This is a genomic window from Nesterenkonia rhizosphaerae (assembly GCF_039544555.1).
GTDB classification, from domain to species: Bacteria; Actinomycetota; Actinomycetes; order Actinomycetales; family Micrococcaceae; genus Nesterenkonia; species Nesterenkonia rhizosphaerae.
In genome coordinates this window covers 163886-179998 of the sequence record NZ_BAABLW010000005.1, presented here as the reverse complement: position 1 = coordinate 179998, position 16113 = coordinate 163886, and the positions used below count along the sequence as shown (strand labels likewise).

At 60.9% G+C, this 16113-nt stretch carries 17 protein-coding genes; 2 read left to right on the top strand and 15 right to left on the bottom strand.

All coding sequences use genetic code 11. The features are described from left to right. Positions 1-88: 88 nt before the first annotated feature. Together ABEA23_RS05135 and ABEA23_RS05130 are read right to left on the bottom strand one after the other, a co-directional pair. On the bottom strand, positions 89-1222 hold the full coding sequence (locus ABEA23_RS05135) for a 4-hydroxy-3-methylbut-2-enyl diphosphate reductase (RefSeq protein WP_425577119.1): 1134 nt from the start codon (positions 1220-1222) through the stop codon (positions 89-91). An 82-nt stretch (positions 1223-1304) separates the two neighbouring features. Next, positions 1305-2231, bottom strand: coding sequence for a hypothetical protein (locus tag ABEA23_RS05130; RefSeq protein WP_345476994.1), 927 nt, complete (start codon positions 2229-2231; stop codon positions 1305-1307). 48 nt (positions 2232-2279) lie between these two features. Between ABEA23_RS05130 and xseA the strand changes: the two genes are divergently transcribed. Beyond that, the gene (gene xseA, locus ABEA23_RS05125; protein ID WP_345476993.1) at positions 2280-3584 is read left to right on the top strand and encodes an exodeoxyribonuclease VII large subunit; all 1305 of its coding nucleotides are present in this window, start codon (positions 2280-2282) and stop codon (positions 3582-3584) included. Further along, complete coding sequence (locus ABEA23_RS05120; RefSeq protein ID WP_345476992.1) at positions 3581-3850, top strand: exodeoxyribonuclease VII small subunit; 270 nt, start codon at positions 3581-3583, stop codon at positions 3848-3850. Before xseA ends, ABEA23_RS05120 begins: the two co-directional genes overlap by 4 nt. Positions 3851-3897: 47 nt before the next feature. On the opposite strand, the gene ABEA23_RS05115 is transcribed toward ABEA23_RS05120, so the two are convergent. The 13 genes from ABEA23_RS05115 to ABEA23_RS05055 form a co-directional block, all read right to left on the bottom strand. Continuing rightward, the gene (locus ABEA23_RS05115; protein ID WP_345476991.1) at positions 3898-4263 is read right to left on the bottom strand and encodes a hypothetical protein; all 366 of its coding nucleotides are present in this window, start codon (positions 4261-4263) and stop codon (positions 3898-3900) included. 32 nt (positions 4264-4295) lie between these two features. After that, a complete protein-coding gene (locus tag ABEA23_RS05110; RefSeq protein WP_345476990.1) occupies positions 4296-4844 on the bottom strand; it encodes a hypothetical protein in 549 nt (182 codons plus the stop codon). Positions 4845-4869: 25 nt separating this feature from the next. Further along, positions 4870-6339: a hypothetical protein gene (locus ABEA23_RS05105; protein WP_345476989.1), complete on the bottom strand. Its 1470-nt coding sequence runs from the start codon at positions 6337-6339 to the stop codon at positions 4870-4872. A gap of 180 nt (positions 6340-6519) precedes the next feature. Further along, positions 6520-7173 carry a pilus assembly protein TadG-related protein gene (locus tag ABEA23_RS05100; protein ID WP_345476988.1) on the bottom strand — a complete coding sequence of 218 codons (654 nt, stop codon included), beginning with the start codon at positions 7171-7173 and terminating at the stop codon, positions 6520-6522. 182 nt (positions 7174-7355) lie between these two features. After that, a complete protein-coding gene (locus ABEA23_RS05095) occupies positions 7356-8033 on the bottom strand; it encodes a LuxR C-terminal-related transcriptional regulator (RefSeq protein ID WP_345476987.1) in 678 nt (225 codons plus the stop codon). After that, positions 8005-9201, bottom strand: a complete 1197-nt coding sequence (locus ABEA23_RS05090) for a sensor histidine kinase (RefSeq protein ID WP_345476986.1) — start codon at positions 9199-9201, stop codon at positions 8005-8007. The genes ABEA23_RS05095 and ABEA23_RS05090 overlap by 29 nt, the downstream gene beginning before the upstream one ends. Next, on the bottom strand, positions 9201-10106 hold the full coding sequence (locus ABEA23_RS05085; RefSeq protein ID WP_345476985.1) for a type II secretion system F family protein: 906 nt from the start codon (positions 10104-10106) through the stop codon (positions 9201-9203). The genes ABEA23_RS05090 and ABEA23_RS05085 overlap by 1 nt, the downstream gene beginning before the upstream one ends. Beyond that, a complete protein-coding gene (locus tag ABEA23_RS05080; protein ID WP_345476984.1) occupies positions 10106-11062 on the bottom strand; it encodes a type II secretion system F family protein in 957 nt (318 codons plus the stop codon). Before ABEA23_RS05080 ends, ABEA23_RS05085 begins: the two co-directional genes overlap by 1 nt. After that, positions 11032-12456 carry a TadA family conjugal transfer-associated ATPase gene (locus tag ABEA23_RS05075; RefSeq protein ID WP_081652773.1) on the bottom strand — a complete coding sequence of 475 codons (1425 nt, stop codon included), beginning with the start codon at positions 12454-12456 and terminating at the stop codon, positions 11032-11034. The genes ABEA23_RS05080 and ABEA23_RS05075 overlap by 31 nt, the downstream gene beginning before the upstream one ends. A 3-nt stretch (positions 12457-12459) precedes the next feature. Continuing rightward, entirely contained in the window at positions 12460-12840 is a 381-nt protein-coding gene (locus ABEA23_RS05070; RefSeq protein ID WP_044496245.1) for a TadE/TadG family type IV pilus assembly protein, read from the bottom strand. After that, positions 12837-14366 (bottom strand): CpaE/TadZ family protein, encoded by a 1530-nt coding sequence (locus ABEA23_RS05065; protein WP_345476983.1) that lies wholly within the window; start codon positions 14364-14366, stop codon positions 12837-12839. The genes ABEA23_RS05070 and ABEA23_RS05065 overlap by 4 nt, the downstream gene beginning before the upstream one ends. Before the next feature lies 1 nt (position 14367). After that, on the bottom strand, positions 14368-15189 hold the full coding sequence (cpaB, locus tag ABEA23_RS05060; RefSeq protein WP_345476982.1) for a Flp pilus assembly protein CpaB: 822 nt from the start codon (positions 15187-15189) through the stop codon (positions 14368-14370). Next, entirely contained in the window at positions 15186-15953 is a 768-nt protein-coding gene (locus ABEA23_RS05055; RefSeq protein ID WP_345476981.1) for a hypothetical protein, read from the bottom strand. The genes cpaB and ABEA23_RS05055 overlap by 4 nt, the downstream gene beginning before the upstream one ends. Positions 15954-16113: the final 160 nt, after the last annotated feature.

Sequence of the window (16113 nt, the reverse complement as noted above, 5' to 3'; positions counted from 1 at the left end):
CCCGCCCGCGGAACCCTTCAGGCGTGAAGGCCGCGGCCACTGCACGCGGCCGAGAGCGTGGCGGGGTTTCCCCGCCCGCGGAACTAACTCAGTCGCTGCAGGCTGTGCGCTTGCGTCCGCCTCGGCCGACGTCGTCGTGACCTGCCTCCTGCAGAGCCTTGCGGATCTCCTTGGGCAGCGAGAAGACGATGTCTTCTTCGGCGGTGACCACTTCCTCCGGGTCGCCGTAGCCGTATTCGGCCAGCAGCCGCAGCACGTCCTGGACCAATACCTCCGGCACTGAAGCGCCCGAAGTGACGCCGATGGTCTGGGCATCGGTGAACCAGGATTCATCCACCTGGTTGGCGAAGTCCACACGCTCAGCGCGCTTGGCTCCGTATTCCAGGGCGACCTCTTTCAGCCGCACGGAGTTTGAGGAGTTCGCGGAGCCCACCACGATGACCAGATCAGCTTCCGGGGCGATCTTCTTGATGGCGGCCTGGCGGTTGGAAGTGGCGTAGCAGATATCGTCGCTGGGCGGGTCCTGCAGGTTCGGGAAGCGCTCGCGCAGTTTCTTGACGGTCTCCATGGTTTCATCCACCGAAAGGGTGGTCTGCGAGAGCCAGATCAGCTTATCCGGGTCCGGCACCTCGATCTGATCCACTTCCCATGGGCCGTTGACAATGGTGGTGCGTTCCGGGGCGTGGCCGTAAGTGCCTTCTACTTCCTCGTGACCGTCGTGGCCGATAAGCAGAATGTGGAAGTCATCCTTGGTGGTGAATCGCACCGCCTCGCGGTGGACCTTGGTCACCAGCGGGCATGTGGCGTCAATGGTCTGCAAGCTTCGGGAGGCAGCCAGATCCTTGACCGCAGGTGAGACCCCGTGGGCTGAGAAGATCAGCAGCTCGCCTTCAGGGACCTCGTCGGCCTCTTCAACGAAGATCACGCCCTTCTCGGTCAGGGTCTCCACCACATGCCGGTTGTGCACGATTTCTTTACGCACATACACCGGGGCACCGTACTGCTCGAGGGCTTTCTCCACAGCGACAACGGCGCGGTCCACGCCTGCGCAATAGCCGCGCGGGGCGGCCAACAGCACTTTGCGCGGACCTTCCACGGTGGAGTCCGCAGCGATCTCTCCAGGGCTGCGACGTTTGCGCGGCACCATCGGCGTAGGCACCGATATGTGCTTGCGGCGCTGCTCGGCGGAGGTTTCGGGGGCGGCCTGGGTGGCGGTGGTCATGGGGTGAAGTTTAGCGGCCAGACCTGAACAGACTCTCCCCGGGGCGGCCTGAGGTGTCTGTTCTCACAGCTGAGAAGCACAATCACAGGTGACGACGACGCGCTGAGGCCGAAGGCGCCACCACTGCTGCGAGCACACCGATGACGACGACGAAGCCGGCGGCAGCGGCGAAGATCCACCAGGCCGGCTGAGACCATTCGGTATAGCGGGTCTGCACGTGCTCCAGGATCACGCCGGCGGCTTGGGGCAGCTGGGCAGGGTGCTGGAAGTCAGGTGCGGCCGCGGTGGTCGCTACCCAGAGGCCCAGACCCGCAGCCGTGAGCCCGCCCAATGCCAGGGCGATCCAGCGACTCTTGCCGGGTCCGATTATGAGGCCGAGGATCACAAGTGCGGCTGCCGCGATCCCGAACCAGACCCAGTATTGGCTGGCGGTGGCCGCCGTGGCCCAGGTGTACGGGTCGGCTTCCTCATCGGTGACAGCCTCAATGTCCACCACAATCTCTGGGGCCAGGAATTCGAAGCTCTGCGTGTCGATAAACGGCAGCCAGCCCAGGGACTTTTCCAGGCCTTCACGCAGCGGCTCGGTGATAGCAGCGGCGACAGGCGAGAGGTCGACGTCGATAGCTAGTTCCTGCGGTTCCCCGGTGCTGCCAGTTTCGAAGAGCCGTTCCAGCTGGCCGGTGTAGGTACTCCGCGTGGTCTGCAGGGTCTCATCCCAGGCAGCCACCGTCCGCTCATTATTGATCAGCGGGCCGATGATGCCAGAGACCATAGATTCCACTCCGCCGGGAACATGCTGGTCCAGGCCGGCCGGCAGCCGCGATGTCAGGTCGGTGACGATCATCTCGGAGACAGCATCAGAGAACTCTTCCTGCTGCGGCAGGTCGCCAGCGATCTGGCGGACAGGCTCTTCGGTACGCAGCAGCTGATCGACCTGATAGCCGGCCAGTGTGGCCGCTGAGAGCAGTCCGGCCAGCACCAGGCTGAGCACACTGAGCAGCTGACGCATTCGCCCTCCGGTTCCTTTGTCCGTGTCCGCGGTTAGTCTTTAAGGAGTATGAACTACCAAGAGCCTGCCTCCAAAGAGCCACTTCCGCTCTCGGCGATCCCCGCTTCAGCCCAGGAGACCTCCCCGGAGACTCCTTGGCCGCTGAGTCATTTCTCCGGCAAGCTGCGCGCCCATATTGATCGAGTCACCCCCACCTGGGTGGAAGGTCAGTTAGTGGAGTTCAATCTGCGCAACGGTACCGCCTGGATGACTTTGCGTGACCTTGAGCAGGAGGTTTCCTTCTCTGCCGTGGCCTGGCGCAATGTGGCTGGCGGACTGGCAGGCACGGTGACTCCTGGGGCCCGAGTGGTGGCGCTGGTAAAGCCGAATCTCTATGAGAAATCAGGTCGGCTGAGCCTGGTGACCCAGCAGATGCAGCCGGTAGGGCTTGGGGACCTGCTGGCGCGGGTAGAGCAGCTGAAGCACCAGCTGGCCTCGGAGGGCTTATTCGACGCCGCCCGCAAGAAACCCCTTCCGGTACTCCCGGCTCGCATTGGCTTGATCACAGGCCGGGATTCAGACGCGAAGAAGGACATCCTGCGCAATGTTCACACCCGGTGGGCAGCAGCGCAGTTTGAGATCCGCGAGGTCGCCACCCAGGGGCCAACCGCACCTGCTGAGGTGGCAGCTGCACTGGTTGAGCTGGATGCGCACCCTGAGGTGCATGTCATTGTCATAGCCCGCGGCGGCGGCGCGCTGGAAGAAGTGGTGTTGCCTTTCTCGGATGAGCGTCTGATTCGCGCGGTCTCCCAGGCACAGACTCCCGTGGTTTCGGCCATCGGGCATGAGGCGGATCGGCCGCTGCTGGATGAGGTCGCAGATGTGCGTGCCTCCACGCCGACCGGCTCTGCAAAGCTGCTGGTACCGGATGAGGCCCTGGAGCGTTCGGGACTGACGGAGGCCCGTTCGCGCATGTCCTCCGGTGTTCAGCGGATGATCAGCCGTGAGTATGAGGCACTTGCCGCGATTCGCACCCGGCCGGCCTTGCAGCGCCCGGAGACTATGATCTCCACCCGCGCAGAGGAGCTGAACGGGCTTCGTCGTCGTGCCTTGGTCTCGGCGGAGGCTGCCGTGGGCCGTGCCGCTGACTGGGTGTCACATACCCGTGCCCGGGTCACCGGGCTCTCCCCGCAGTCCACATTGGACCGCGGGTATGCCGTGGTCCAAACCACCAGTACTGGTTCAGATATAAACGGTCGAACTATTGTGCGCGACGCCTCCCAACTGACCCCGGGTGCCGGGGTGCGGGTCATGGTGGCCTCCGGCGAGTTCGATGCAGACGTCACAGAAGTGTATGAGGAGAAGAGAGCATGAGCGTAGAAGCATCTGGCACTGAAGATTCCGGCACCGAGGGTTTCAGCACTGCGAGGGTCGATGACATCGAGCAGATGAGCTACGAGCAGGCCCGTGACGAGCTGATCACGGTGGTCACCAAACTTGAAACCGGCGGAGCACCGCTGGAGGAGTCCCTGGCACTGTGGCAGCGCGGTGAGGCCCTTGCTGATCGCTGCGAGCGCTGGCTCGACGGCGCCTCAGCACGCCTAGCCGAGGTGCGCCAGCAGCTTGACAATAAGGGATGAGGTTGGGAGACCCCACGTTTATGCCGCCGGACTATGGTGGGCTGATCTCAGGCGACTGACGTCTGAACAAATTTCCAGCGGATCAGCATGGCAATCCCTAATCCACAAGCCGAGAGTCCTGCAGCGATGGCCATGGACAGCACAAAGACACCCCAGGCTCCAAGGCTGTCGGGCTGCTCGACCATCAAGGACCACACGCCATTTGCGACTGCGGGAGCTGGCAATACGGCGAAGAGATGCCGAAGCCAGCCTCCCACCCCGCGTTCGGCGTGATAAAGCGAAGCTGCCAAACCCGCTAGCAAGGGACACAGCGCATAGACGTAGAAGTTGGCGTATCCGACGGTAATGCTCAAGACGAAGTTCAGTCCGAGAAACACTGACGCCGCGATGAGCCAGGCGCGCCATAAGTCCATGATCTACCTATTCCTCATCCTGCGCTTGATCTTCACCAGCTCTGCTCTGAGTCCAATGTCAGAGATTCCTGAAAACGATCGAGGTCTTCTTCAGTGACGTCGCTGCCGTAATACTCCACGGTGACGGCGACATCCTGCTCTGGATCCACGAGCATCCACCAGCGGCCAGAGATGTTCTCAGCTGAATCCTCCAGGGTGAACTTCACGATGGAAGCATCTTCAGCTCCTGGGATGTCAACATCCCCGCCCTCACTCGTGCTGATCCCGGGGTGGGTTCCCGAAGCACGCACCTGCACAGCCATCTCGGTTGCAGCCGCACTTGCCGATGGAGGGGTCTCCCTGAAGCGCCAGACCCCGATGAATGCTCCCGCGCTTTCTTCGTTGTCAACGTACTCGGCAACCCAGCCGCCCTCACGCTCTGCGTCCCGGTAGGCCTCCTGGATCCCGTCAGGAAGCTCGAAGCTGACCGGTCCAACGTGTGTATTGGCCGCGCTGTCCCCGCTGCCGCCGTCGCTGCCGCAGCTAGCTGAGCTCACCATCAGCACACCAGCCAAGCCCAGCAATATGCTGCCTCTTCTCATCGTTTGGGTCCTTTCAGCAGATGTATTAGCAGTTAGGGTTCGGTTGGAATTCGCGAGATCCACCAGGGTAGTCGGGAGGGGCAAGATAATTCGATTCTTCGAGAGTCTCTTCGCTAGATCCGGTGTTTCGTCCGTAACCCCCGCCAACCCCGAGAATCTTCGCACGGAACCCAAAACCACCATCTTCGGAAACGCCGGAATGCACATCGTGGGTGGTGACTCCGCGCTCATACATCAGCTGCTCGAGGGGATTGAGGCTCTGGCTGCCATCGGGGGTGGGGTAGTACTGAGCGCTTCCGCTCAGGTCCTCTGGTGGTTCTGTAATTCCCTGAGCGTTGGGAAGCACTCCGGCTGGCAGGCCACCCACTGGATCGCTCATCCAATCCATGACCACTTCACGCTGTGCGTCAGACTCGATATCTATGGACGTGGAGTACACCTCGCTGGTGTAGTCACCACTGGTTCCCGTCACGGTCCCTGCGGTGAAGGTCAGGCCGATAATCTCGCCGTTGGCATCTTCGACCACGGTAAACGACTGTTCCACCTGATACTGGGGATCAAAATCCCACTCGTATACTCCACCGCCAGCCTGAGCTGAGAAATTACCGGTGAAAGTGTATGCCCGTGTCGTATCCGCTGGGTCTTCGCCGTGGGTGGTGGCGACGTTGACATTGCCGTTCAGCGAGGCGCTGCCGCTGATTGAGGGCAGCCAGTCATGACTGAATGAACCAGAATGCTGGCGGTTTCCGTCCTCGTCTTTGTCGCTTTGAAAGCCAGGTCGCAAGGAGGCGTTGCCCCCGACGTCGCCTTCAAGGCTGAACTGATGGTGAGTCACATTGGGTTCCCCCGGCGGCTCAGGGGGGCTGTTAAAGATCGGTCCGAGCACTGGTACGTAGTTCCAGTTGGAATCCACATAGCCCTGCATGTCGTCAACAAAAGCTTGAGCTTCTTCACGGTCGTCAAACACCCAGGTATCGCCGTTGCCGTATCCCAGTTCAATACCCGCATTGGCACTGGCGCCGCCGACGGTAACGTTCTCACCCCAGGTCACGCCCGTATTGACGTTCGCACCGGCTGAATACCCATCCATGATCGTGACGTGGAACTCCCCGTCACTGTATTCCTTCCACGAGAGCCCGGCGTCTCCGCCCAGAGAAACCCATGCGATATCTACGGTGGACCCAGCATTTTGCGAGGTTGAACTAATAGTGCAGCGAGTCTGAAAATCCTCTTCGGTGAGGAGGTCTCCCCCGCACTCACCTCCGCCGCCTCCGGGCAGATATGAGGTGATCTCACAGATGAGATCGCTGATGGTGCCGCGCAATTGCGGGGCTGCAGGAACGGCAATCAGCGCCAGCACGAGGATTCCGGTGAGCACCGTCATCGCCACGTACTCGATAGTGCTGGCACCACGCTCTCGGCACGTAGGGCGGAGATCCCCCTGCGCACTTACCTGGTGTGCAGGGATGTTCCGAATCACTCGGCGCTCCGACATATGATGCTCTTCCGCTCCGTACAGGTTGCTCAGCCCATCCGGGCTGGGATGTCTCTCTCGTAGTCCAATCTAGGAAAGGCCATCGTTGAGGGCATGAGGCACCGAACCCGACTCAAGGCCCAAAACGTCAATCGCAGGGCCCAAATCGGGACCCAAGGTCAGCCGGTGCCCTACCGGCAATCAGCCCACCAACCGGACTTCAAAAAGCCTGCCGAAGGTCGATGCGTCGTATTCCGCGCTGAAGCCAGTGCTTGCCCGGTATGTCGCTTCGATGACACCGTATCCGTGGCCTGTACAGTGCAGGCTCCAAGAAACCAGGGTTGGCGAGCCCAGGCCTGTTTCCCAGTCAGCTTCCGGCAAGCACTGGACGCCGGGTCGCACCCGGATTTCGGCTGTGGCGTTCGCCGTGCTGCGGGGCACTCCCAGCCAGCGATCCCCGGTTCCCACCGGTTCAAGGTCTTCCGACAGTGTCTCCACCTCGATGTGGATAGTCCGCCACCCGGCACGTTGCGGAACATAGCTTGTCAGCGTGGAATTGCTGTTCAATCCGGCATAGTTCGTGGCAGCCCCTGAACCTGTCCACGCAGCGGGAAGACCGTAACCATGGGGGTCCGGCGGCAGGTGGCCTGAGTCTGTGCGGCTAGGGCGGTAGGGGCTAAGACTAGTCAGCCAGGTGCTCACCCAGCTGGTTTTGGCTTGTTCCGCAGCCGCCAAGGCTGCCGCATCTGCGGCCTTCTGCGCTTTGCCGCGAGCATCAGAAGCCTGACCGATCACCATCAGGGTAATTCCTACAAAGATCACAGCAAGGGCCAGTAGCGTCATCAGAATCGACATCTGGCCCGCTTCGCGGTTTCTCCGCGTTGAGCGCATCTGTGACCTCCGTTCCCGTGCCTCGACAACCCTGCGCTTGTCACCCCCGGGGCGACAACCCCGTTCATACTAATTGAGGCGGCGGCCGGAGAAATGGGCCGATAGACCCGCCTCTGGGCCCAGTTCAGAACCGAAGTTCATAAACGTTACATATCCAACTGGCTGCGGAACCAGACGCTCACGGCCTCAGCGCGCGAGCCCACGCCCATCTTGGAGAAAATTCGGTTCGTGTGGTTCTTCACGGTCTTCTCGCTGAGGAAAAGCTGCTGGGCGATTTCCTTATTCGGCAGGCCATCAGCAATGAGCTCCATGATCTGAGCTTCCCTTCCGCTGAGTCCGAAGGGTGAGTTTCCGCGCACTGGTTGCGTCTCCACCACATGATCGTGCTCGGCGACGGATGTCACTGCAGCTGGGGAGTGAGACATCATCGCAGTCATAGCGGTGGGCGACATGAGCGTGGCCCCGGCAGCCACTGACTTCAGCGCCCCGGAGAGATACTCGACGTCGAGTTCGCTGTAGACCACGTATCCGCGGGCCCCGTTTTGCACGGCACTGGCGATAGTCTCGTGCTCTTCGCTGTGGGTCAGCATCACCACGGCGGCATGCGGGGAAATATGCCGTGCGGCCTCCACTCCACTCATCACTGGCATCCGGACATCCAGGAGCACGACGTCGGGCTTGAGCTCCTCCACGAGGTCAATCGCCTCCTGGCCATTGGCTGCCACCCCGACAAGCTCGATGTCACCGACAGCACCAAGCACTTGCTGCAGGCCGCTTCTGACGACGCTGTTGTCATCAGCTATGACTACGCGCAGATCTGCCATTCATCTCTCCTTCGAGACCAAGGGGAACGCTGAAGACCACGGTGGTTCCTCGCCCCTCTTTTGAACTAATAGTCAATCTACCGCCGGCCTCCTCGGCGCGCTCCCTCATCCCGATTAAGCCAAAGTGTCCGTTCTGGCGCTGCGCGTGCCGAGGTAGCCCTGAACCATAGTCCTGGACCTCGGCATGGAGCTTTCCTCCTACTCTGCTGATCCTGCACGTGACAGCTCCTGAACCGGAGTGCTGAGCGGCGTTGGAGAGCGCTTCCTCCACGATCTTGTGGGTGGCGTGCCTGATGTGTACCGGCAGGTCCGGGAGTTTCTCTACCTCCAAGGTGATGCACACCGGGTACAAGGCCTGCAGCTCCTCGACGGTCCGTTCAAGGGCCGAGCACAGCGGGGGCACCGCAGCCTCCCTGAGATCGGTGAGAAGTTCTCGGGACTCCTGGACTGCCTGTTTGGCCGCGGCGCTGATTGCAGCGGCGCTGTCAGGGGCCTCACCGCGCATCTTCATCGCCACTGCCTGCAGGGAGATGCCCTCCAGGCTCTTGACCAGCGAGTCATGAAGTTCACGAGCTACTCGGGCCCGCTCATCGCCTTGCGCGGCCTCAGCAGCTGATTTCTTCGCCGCCTGCAGGCTGAGATCCACTTGAGCTTGAAGCCTCTGCATCACGCGGCCCACGTAGGTCAGGCAGGCAAATAGCACCAGCGATGCCGCGGCTGCCGCCGGGGTAGGCGCCAAGGAGCTTTCCTGGAAGGAATAGGCCATCGCCACGCTGAGGTATCCACAGCTGAGCAGCAGCGTGAGCGCAATCTGTCCCACGGTAGGAAAGAAAAGTCCGATCAGCACTGCAGTCGAGCCCAGATAGCCCATATAGACGTGCGGGGCACTGGTACTGCCGAAGATCATCAGAGCCACCAAAATATCGATGGCGACCACGCTGGGATGTCTGCGGACGAAACCTGAGAGCCGATCCCAGGAGAGCAGGAGCCCTGTCGAACCTGCCACGGCCACGATCACCAGCAGCAGCTCCGAAATGCTCCCGAGGTCTGACCACCCGACCACCACCGGATAGATGCATAGCACGCGTGCCAGGAGCGCAATCTTGGCGCATTTGGCCAACACGCCTCCGGGCTTGAGGTCACGGGAAGATGTCTTTCGCTTCAGCATCAGAAGCCGCCGTCCCCGAACAGCAGATCAAAATCAAAATCGGCCACCAGGAACATCGACGCAAGCATGAGCACCAGCGTGCCCGGCACCATAATCAGCGTCACCACACTGGCGATCTTAGGGGATGCCTTCGCCGCTACTTGCCTGGCCTTCTGCGCCCTTGACTGGCGGACATCCGTGGAGATCTGCTCCAGGGATTCCACTAGCGGGGATCCCAGATCCTCGGCCTGCATCAGCGAGGTGACAAAGGCCTCCATCGCTTGCGAGTCAGTCCGTTCCTTGAGCGCATGGAAGGCGTCATACCTGGAGGTGCCGACATCCATCTGCTGCAGGGTTGTCTCCATCTCCTCCGCCAAAGGTCCTTCAGTCCGCTCAATGACACGGTCCAGCGCGCCTCTGAATGACAGTCCGGCCGAAACGGTCACACTCAGTACGTCGAGAAAATCGGGCAGTCCCTCTTCGATCATCGCCTGCCGCCGCTGACCTGCCGCACGCAACACCAGATCCGGCAAGAAGAACCCGATCACCGCGATGAGGAATGCCGCCAGGTAGTTATCAGCGATGGATCCCACTGCCAGCGCCCCTACCCCGAAGATCAGCAGCAGCCGAGCCTTCATGGCAAAGAAGTCAGAAGCATCAGCGAACTGGTCGGATCGGGCATACATCACTCTGCGTGAAATGAAGTCGTAGTAGCTGCGTCCCATCAGTCCGCTGATCGATGGCCCGAGCCACTGCCCGAACTTCGTCAGCAAGGAAGCGCGCTGGCGCTTCTTGACCGGCGCTTTGATTAGATCACGGTCAGCTTCAGAGAGGTGACCCAGCGGATCCGCGCGCAGCTGGGTATAACCGCGGAAAAAGACGACGAACAGTAACGCTGCGGCGATGCCGGCACTCAGTGCGACCATCAGATCTTCACCTTGGTAATCCGGCGGATGATGATGATCCCGAGGACATAAGTCGCTCCGGTGATGATCAAAGCGATTTGCCCGATGAGCGTGCTGGTGAGTTCATAGAGCAGACCCGGGTTGATCCAGTTGAACATCAACACCAATCCCACGCCGAAGATCACGACCATGTATCCGGTGAAGCTGGCTTGGGTCATCAGAGTTCGCACCTCGCGGGTGGTCTCCTTACGGTCCTCAAGAGCTTGCGCCATACCCCGCAAGGCGGTAATCAGAGAGCCGCCTGAACGTTGCGAGATGACCAGGGTTCCGATGAGAACAGCCAAGTCCTTACCGGGGATGCGCGCCTCCAAACGCTCCAGTGCCACATCCAAGGGGGTTCCAATGCGCAACTCGTCATTGAGGATCGCCAGTTCCCGGCCGGCGGGATTGGACATCTCGCCGGCGGCAATTTCCAGGGCTGAACGAATCGACAGTCCGGCGCTAGTGGAGTTCGCCAGAATGCGCGATAGCTCAGGAAGCTGAGCAAGAAAAAGCCGGTACTGCCTTTCTCGGAGTGCGCTCAACGCATTGAGCAGGATGACCATCACACCGCCTGTGATGAGCAGCGCCCACACCAACGTCACCTCGGAGCTAGCAATCAGAAAGGTCCCGACGACGATCAAAACCCCAAGAATGAAATACTCCAGTGGGTACAGCGCGCGAAGGTTTGCTTCCACCAGCCGCCGAGCCAAAGCTTCCCCCGGCGCTGTCTGCTGGAAGAGCTGATTCAGGGGTCGGATAACTCCCCCGCGAAAAGAGCCTCGCAGTCCTCCAGACTCCGAACGCACGACTGCGGCCTGATCCAGTGTCCCACCGGCGAAGAGCAGGATCCCGGCACAGGCAAGAATGAGCACTACCCCCAGGAGCAGCAGTATCAGCCCGGGAGTCACGGCACCTCCACCCCGGGCTGCCGGCATGCCGCGCCTGATTCCACAGCAATATGACGCGGTAGCGGATTTCCGGAGAGCCACAGCCGGTCCGCCAGAGCCGCAGGTACCTCAAACTGCCGAATACGACCTCGTACCGAGCGGTCGGCCTGCGGCGGCTCCTGTTCAAAGACCATCAGCGGCTGAAGCCGGACTTCCTCCCGACGTTTAGATGCCACAGTGGAAACCTCCACGACACGACGGGACCCATCCGCACCTCGATTCAGCTGCACGATGATGTCTACCGCGGAGTTGATCTGGTCCCTGATTGCCGCATAAGGGACTTCCAACTCGCTCATGGAAGCCAGAGTTTCCAAACGCGAGACTGCATCCTCAGTGCTGTTGGCGTGCACCGTCACCAACGAGCCATCATGGCCGGTATTCATCGCCTGAAGCATGTCGAGGGTCTCACCGCCGCGCACCTCACCGACGATAATTCGGTCAGGTCGCATACGAAGCGAGTTCCGCACCAAATCACGGATACTGATTTGCCCTTTGCCTTCTACGTTTGGAGGCCGTGACTCCAGTCGGATGACATGCGGCTGCTGCAGCTGGAGCTCAGCAGAGTCCTCGATGGTCACGATGCGCTCGTAATCCGGAATCTGGCCTGAAAGAGCGTTCAGCAGAGTGGTTTTACCGGTACCTGTACCCCCTGAGACCACCACGTTGAGGCGACCCCGAACACATGCGCGGAGCAGTTCAGCGGTCGCGGTGTCGAAGCTCCCCTTCTCCACCAGGGTCTCCATGCTGAAGGGAGTGGGGAACCGACGGATGGTGATCGCGGCGCCGTCAAGCGCCAACGGCGGAACAATGACGTTGACGCGCTCACCAGTGGGCAGCCTGGCGTCAACCATCGGGGAGGACTCGTCAACCCTTCTGTTGACCCCGGCGACGATCCGGTCAATAGTCTGCATCAGTTGATCTCGGCTGGAGAACCCATAGTCCAGCTTCTCCAGTCGCCCAGCGCGTTCGACAAAGATGTCATCGGGCCCATTGACCATGATTTCGGTGACGGATGCATCCTTGAGCAGGGGCTCCAGAATGCCAAGCCCCAGCGCTTCATCGACAACCTGCCGAATGATGCTCTGACGTTCTCTGGTCGAGAGCACCGGTCCTCGGCTGGAGAGCAGGTGGCTCATCACCCGTTCCAAGCGGACCCGCTGCTGCGTGGGATCCAGTTTGGAGAGTTCTTTGAGGTCGATCTCCTCCAGCAGCAGTTGCCGGTACTCCGCGACCGCCCGTTCCTGGACACCTTGGCTCGCTGACTGGCGCCTCGGCCGCCCTCCTCCGGAGGCGGTCCGGTTCGCAACAGGCTGGGCCTGCTGTTGGTCCTCTTGGCCGCCCTGGGTCAGCTTATGAGCTTCGACGCGTCGTAACAGGGGCATAGATCAGTCTCCGCTCCGCGGCATCGTTGCGCTACGGGTGATGCTTGGCATACTGCTGAAACGGTCACCAAGGATGCTGGGGATCTTGACCTGCGCCCGGCACGTCACGCCGCCCGCAATCTGGGAACAGGTCACTTCCGACCCTGATTGCAGAGACCGGCTCAGGGCCTGCTTGCCCGCAGTGCGCCCGTCGTCGCCAAGGGTCACTGCCCGGGCGGCATCACGGGCGGCGCTGTTGGCCTGTGTGAGAGCGTGCATGCCCAGGAACGCCTGCCACGCGATCATCAGCATCATGAGCACGATGAAAATTGTTCCGACGAATTCGATGGTCATGGCTCCGCGCTCGCCCCGCCGCTTCCGGCCCTGCTTCAGTTCCGGGATCATTCCCGTACCACCCCTGCTGATGCGTCAATGGACAGTCGCAGGACATCAGTCATGGGCACAAGCATCGGCGGGCGCATGCTGACATTGACACGTCCATTGTTCTCGTTGATTTGCATGCCGTTCTGCCATGCCCGTGGCGTCACGTCCTCTGCGGTCTCAACAATGGAGTGCCCGACCGCTGCCGCACGCGCCGCCTCTGATGCAGTATGAGAGGCGAACATCCAGGTGACTCCCACCAGCACCAGTTGCAGCACCAGCACAGCGAGAACAATGAAGCACAAGAAGACGCCGACAAACTCTATAGAGCTCTGGCCGTCTTCTTTCTTCCGAGTTCTTCTGGTCTTGGTCTCCTTGGCTTTGGCCAGGGTCACGGGAGGAACTACCTGCATCTCGCGACCAAGTTCCTGGACTTTCTGGCTCCAGTCATTACCGGCGGCTGCTGGTTCTCGTCGATTGACCGACTGCTCCAACGCCCGCGTCATTCGTGGCACGACCGTCTTATAGGTAGGCAGTGCCACAATCTTCCGAGCAGACTCCGGCTGGATGTCATTGGTCTTATGGACAGAGTTCAGCACAATCTTGAGGTCTTCTGACCGTCTGGCGCCGATCCTCTCCCAGAGTCCCACCAGCCGACGCACACCGCGCAGGCTGAGCACATCAGACTGGGTCACCACAGCGACTTCGTCCGCCATCTCTACCGCTGTCGCATTGGCTTCGCCCATATACGAGCCCACATCCACAATCACAATGTCGAAGCGGGAGCGGAGAATGCCAAGGATCTTCTTGGCCGCCTGCTCGGTGATGAGCTCCCCCTGCTCCCCTTCTTTAGGACCCAGGAGCACCGAGAGACCGCTGGGATGTTCAAAGAGGACGTCTCTGACGAACCGTGGCGAGAGCTCGTCGATGACCGGCAGAAGGTCGGTGATATCCCGCTGTTTAGGGATGTCGAGGAGAATAGACTGATCAGGCTTTTGCAGATCAAGGTCCAGAAGGACGACTTTTCGACCTGAGGACTGAGCGGCTTCTAGGGCAAGATGCAGGGCCAGAGTGGATGCTCCGGCACCACCTTTGGAGCTTGCAACGGCGATCATCTTGCCACCGCCGAATTGCTGCTCTTCGCTCTGTTCCCGGTTGACCGCCAGACGCAGTGACGTGCTCCAGGCTGCTGCTGACTGGATCCTAGCGGCCAAGTTCTCAAAGTTGAGCGGATAGCTGATCACGCCTCGAGACCCTGAGTCAAGGGCTGTGGCATAGTCCTGGCTGGTGGGCTCAGTGACCACGGTGAGCACCGCCACCGAGGGGTACCGGCCAGAAATCTCGGCGGAGAGTTCCCACATCGGCATGGGCGTGGACGTCTCATCGACGACCAACAGATCCACCTCGGCATCCCCATACTGTGCCATCGCGGTCAGCAGGGTCTGGGTCGAACCGTACTGGCGTGTGACCTCGGCCCCGGCGTCAGTCAGGGCCTGCCGGATCTCATACCCGCGGCTTTCGTCACCGCAGCACAGAATCGCTTTCGCCATCTCAGTCCTCATCCCCCTCGGAGTCTTCCTCGCCGTCCTCATTCTCCAGCTCTGACCGGAAGTTCGGGCCAAGATCCGGATCCTGGAAGGACTGATCCTCCAGGTCAAAAGCAGTGCCGGTCTCATTGTTTCCAGAACGAATAATGCGCATGGAGACGGCGAAGGACTCCCCGTAGGCCAACTGAGTCGCCTGCCCCACAGACACAGCGAACGTCACCGGCACCACCATGCCGGGGTCCGCCCCACCTTCAGCGGCTGCGCCCGCGGCAGCACCGGCATCCACCGGCTGGCCCACTGAGACCACCAACGCGTTCTGGACAAGCACACCCGAGACGTTATAGGGAATCTGAGCTCGCCGGTAGGAGATATCTCCGGCACCGGGTCCGCCCTGGTCACGGGCGAATGACGCAATGACGTCCACTCGGTCTCCGGGCTGAACACGGCCGTGAATACCCTGGTCGCCCGTGAAGTTAATGGAGATCTCTCGCTCGCCGTCACCCAGAGACGACGCCGGCTCGATCATGTCCTCCTGCAGGTAGGAACCCTCCCTGATGGTGGAGGTTGCTTTCATTCCCGCAAGCTGCTCTTGAGAGGTGATCATCTGATCGTTGAGGTACTTATTGGGGACCTCTTGGGTCTCCACCGCTTCGAAGCCGATCGGCTGGTAGATGCCGATCTCTTCAGTAGCGACGTACACCTCAGTGGTGGGCCCTACCTCCGCCTGAACCTCGCTGATATAGGAAGTCACCGCGAGGAAAACGGCGACGGCGCCGACTCCGGCGATAATGAGCGTCACCAGGCCGCGCAGCTGTTTGGGGTTCACTGATTCTCCTTGTCCTGGTTCGCTCCGCTAATGGAGGGCAGTGCGCCGCCGGCGCAGAGGGTCCGAGCCTGCATATCGTCAGCGCTGATATCGGTGGTAGCAGCTTCACCGGCGGCCCGTCCAAGCTTGCTAGGGGCAAGGACGATCTGCGCCGCATGCTTGGACCCCCACCACTGCGGGTCTGGATTCGGGCGCTGCACCACGTTTGGGGAGTCCAGATGCTCCAGGAGCAACTCCATAACGTGCTGCATGCGCTGGCCGCGCTTGCCTTCGGCCGCAGACTCCGCCACCACCGCGATATATCCCTCATCAGCAGAGTCGAACGTCTCCAGAGCGCGCTCTGGTCGCCTCGCGGAGAAGGCCCGTGCGTGGTGGCCGCGCTCAGCGATATATGTACCGCCGGGGATCCAACTGCGCGCATGCAGCAATAAGGGGATCTTCGGCTCGGACATATCAATCACTGACGGAGTCACAGTGAGACAGCGGATCTGCGATTCCAAGGCCGCTAAGGCGGGCAGAATCTGGTGCGGCGGCAACGCCTTGACCAGAGTCTGGCCCATCTCCGCAAGAACTGCCGTACCCAGTGGTGACAGTCTCGTCACGTGGAAGGCTACAAGCGTTTCTTCCTGGGCGGCCCTGGCCCGGTAAACCAAGTGGCGGTACTCGTTATGGGTGCGATGCGGGCTGATGAGGATTGTCCAGGACCCCTGATCTTGATTGATCAGCGTAATAGCCTCATCGAGGTCGCGTGGAACAATCTCCACGGATCCTATTTTCTGCACAACGTCCGTTCGCATGCCGGCCAGCAGTTCCTGTCTTCTATGGTCAGGTGGCGCTCTTATCGTCAGAATTCCATCAAGGCAAAGCCGCACTATGGGCCGATAGTCTCAATACCCGCCGCATAGTAAGGCCTACAGATGGGCT